Genomic DNA, 3,841 nt, shown 5'->3' on the forward strand with positions numbered 1-3,841 from the left:
GAAAACGGGAACCACACGATAAAGGCACTCGTGCACGATCTCGCCGGGAACATAGGCCACAAAAATATCCCTGTACGCATAGCCAATCCCATCGACGTTACTGCACCTCAGGTCGATATATATTATCCTTCCGATTATGCGACTGTCTCTGGGGAGCAGCGTGTCTGTGTCGTTGTCACGGATGACACGGGCGTGAGTGCCATCGAATTCCTCGTTGATGGGCAGGTGATTAGTACGTTCACCTATCCCACCACCCCCTGGACCGTGGAGTTCTCGGTATCGAACCCTTATTGGTGGGACACGCGCTTCCTCGAGAATAAACTCTACCGGCTCGCCGTGCGAGCAACTGATGAAACCAACAAAACCGGTTTAGACACCGTTGATGTCTCGGTATATAACACCGGGCCACCGCTCAGACCAGAGCTGGTTGTTACCCGGCACGAAGTGACCCGCCATCTCAATATGTTTGTCGTCGAGCTGGAGGTGGAGAACCAGGGCACGGCTAGCGCGTACGACATCAAGCTCGAGGACCACCTGAGTGCGCTGCAACCGATCTCACGCGCGAACTTCAACGGTGCCGATTATGAGGCGGAGTACATTGGCGCTACTCATCGAATGAAATGCGTCATTACCGATCACCTCAGTATGAGTCCCGGAAGTTCGCGTACCTATAGCTACGGCGTTGTGCCCGTGCTGATGCATCCAACTCAGCAGCAGCCCTCGATTGGCACGCCCGTGCAATTATCTTACAGGAGTTCGATGAAGCAGTACTACAGCACTGAAAAGCAGTATGCCATTCTGAAGACGACCGATACCGTCATGCTGGCCACGGCCTTTGCTCATGCGCTCAAGGAAGCGGATTACCTGATCGTGACCAATCCGACCCTTTTAATTTCCGAGAATCCGTTCCAGCGCGATGAGGTTGATGCACTCCTCGCGGATATGGCGGAACTGGCGTCTCAGCGGACTGGTGTGCTGGGCTATCTGTACGTGAATAATGAGGCCACGTTCCGGAACCTGATCCGGCCACAAGGCACGTGGGCAAGTGCGCTGCACCCTAACTTCTTGAAATCGCTCGGCGGTTATCTCCTGATCGTTGGAGAGATTGAGATCATTCCTGCGCGACGCGAGTGGGGCTTCTCCCTCACCTGGTCAAATTCCAATAGCACTACGACGAATGTCCCCTTCTCCGATCACCCCTATACGGATACGAACGATAATGGCTTTCCGGATCTGATAGTGGGCCGAATTGTCGGCAACGACCCCTCCAATCTCTCAAAAGCGATACAGACGAGTATCGGCGGGTACAGCTTCGATCGTTCGCACGCTACGGTGGTGAGCGGAACAGATGGCACAGCAAGCATTCAAAAGCTATTCACGGACGGCATCGATAACATCGAGGACGAGCTTAAGGATAAAGGGTTTACTGTTACGAAGATCCACTGGTCGAATTACACGACCGATGCCGCCAGACTCCAGGCGTTCCGAACCAGCGCGATGGATAGGGATGTCTTGTGCTACAACGGTCACGGTGGCGTTGACGCGTGGTGCTGGGGACTGCAGACCGGCGATTTCCCGGTCAATTTCGGCGCGATCAGTCCCTTTGTCTTTTCCCTGGCGTGTTTAACCGGCTCATATGAGGATCACCCCACATACGGCGGCGGCGACTACAATATCGCCGAGGCCTTCCTCAATAGCAGCGCCGCGGTCTTCATCGGAGCGACCCAGGTCTCTGCGGTCAACTGTAACTCCGAGGCGGGTAAGTGGTTCTTCGAGCATTGGGATGCCGACGAAACGATTGGCGAGGTCTTCACCGAGCTGGAGCGGGTGAAATATTCCACGAAGAACACCTATTGGGGCCTCTGGGTCTGGGAATACAACCTTTACGGCGATCCGAAGTTTGGTGCCGTTTCCACCGGTACAGCCGCGGGATTGGGTGCGGAAGTGCCGCTGGACGCGACCGCCACACTCGAGATCGTCGTGCCCGATTACGTGGTGACGACCACTGACGAGTTTGATCACGTCGAAATCCCTGGTGGCGAGCTGCTGCTCGAAAATGGCTTGCCGCAGGTTCCCTATTTCACTGTCACCACAGAATATCCACGGGGCTACCAGGTGCAGAACGTGACTTTAGAGGAACGAACGGGATTACAGACGGCGACCGGCTTGAATCTGCCGGTAACCATCGCAGTGCTTGCTACGTCGGGCGATTTAGACGTACCTGCACCGAATCAGAGCGAAGACTGGTTCCCGAACGAGCCCTATCGCTGGCACGTGGTGGAGAATCCCGATGGCACATCCACGCTGTTCCTGGCGTTGTATCCATTCACCTACAATCCGCTGACAGCGAATGTCAGATTTTATCAGAATTACCGCTTCGAAATCAATTATACCGAATCCGCCGTAATCGTTGCTGTTTTAAGGACTGACAAAGACGCGTACGCACAGGGCGAGACCGTCACGGTAGACGTCGAGCTCAACAATACCGGCGAAGCAGAAGATGTCGTGGTGAGCGCGGTGGTGAAGCGCTACGGGTCTGATGAGGTTGTTGATGGTTTGTTCCTGAGCACGCTCACCGATTTTACGGGACCTGCGTCCTACTCGCTGCAGTGGAACAGCGGCGGCTTCGAGCCGGGCGATTACGTCGTTGCGGTGATCCTGCGAGATGCCGAGAACAACGTGCTGGATACTAAAATGGGGCAGTTCTGGCTGGGCATCTCTTCTGGTGAGATTACCCGCTTTACCGCTACGCCAGAGCACTTCGAGCTCGGGGACGTGATCGCGATCAACATGACCTTCGCGAACACCGGTACGGTGCCCCTCGCGGGAACGGCGATCGTACGCGTGATCGACGTAACCGGGGTTACGGTAGCGGAATACAGACACAATGTGACCGATCTCCTGCCTTCGGGTTCGATCAGTTTCGGCGATACCTGGAACACCAGTGGCGCTGCAGAGGGGTTGTACAGCATCCGTGGCTCTGTCCTGTACGAAAGCAGGTCCACCGATCCTGTATCCGTTATAGTCGGTACGGCGACCGGTGGGTTTGACACCGGTTCTGGCACGTATCCCAGTATACCGGGCACGCATACCGGGTTGATCACACCGAACCAGACGATGCTTGCCCGTAGACTCTACCTGTACCCGTGCAGCGGCACGGGTGGTCACGCAGAATACGTAAAGATCAGTCAGGGGATGGAAACACTTGTGGAAGCTGACTGGGCGGGCTATAACGGCGATTGGCAGAACATAACGTTCGGCGAACCTGTTGTCCTGGAAGCAAACGAGACGTATTCCTATACCATTACCACCGGCTCGTATCCGCAGATCATCCACGCTTCATCGTACAACGCAACCAGCGGGTCCATCACCTGCATCTCATTCGTGGACGTGAACGGCAAGCAGTACGAGGGTTGGATACCGGCGATGCGGCTGGAATGACGAGAAAAAGGAGACAAATCCGGGCGGCATACTACATGAAAAGACAAAACCGAAAAGGTAGATTGGGTGGATTTTTATTTGTATTTTTGATTGTAACGTCCGTGTTCGTAGTCTCTGTGGGTAGTGTTCTCATTCCAGTCATTAACGATACCGATGAGGTTTTAGAGGAAACTGCGATTGATAATTCACTATCTGAGGGATCTTTATTAAAAGGCAACACAGCTTCGAGTATGAACCGCTCAAAAGAGATTGATGATGTGCTTGCTGATAATAAATACCCATTTTTATTCTTCTCTGCTGATTGGTGCGGTTTTTGCAAGCAGCAGAAGCCGATTCTAGAGGAGCTTGCGCAGGAATACGGTGATTTGATCGAGTTCATCTGGCTCACCGAGGAAGATGC

Annotated in this window: 2 protein-coding genes; both read left to right on the forward strand. The window is 54.1% G+C overall.

Annotation, left to right across the window (positions count from 1 at the left end; translation table 11 throughout):
• Positions 1-3,441 (forward strand): hypothetical protein (locus ENN68_01145; GenBank protein ID HDS44700.1); only part of this gene is annotated, 3,441 nt, incomplete at its 5' end.
• A 230-nt stretch (positions 3,442-3,671) separates the two neighbouring features.
• Positions 3,672-3,841: thioredoxin (locus tag ENN68_01150; GenBank protein ID HDS44701.1), on the forward strand; the 170-nt coding region annotated here is incomplete at its 3' end.

The sequence above is a fragment of the Methanomicrobia archaeon genome, assembly GCA_011049045.1.
GTDB lineage: Archaea > Halobacteriota > Syntropharchaeia > Alkanophagales > Methanospirareceae > JACGMN01.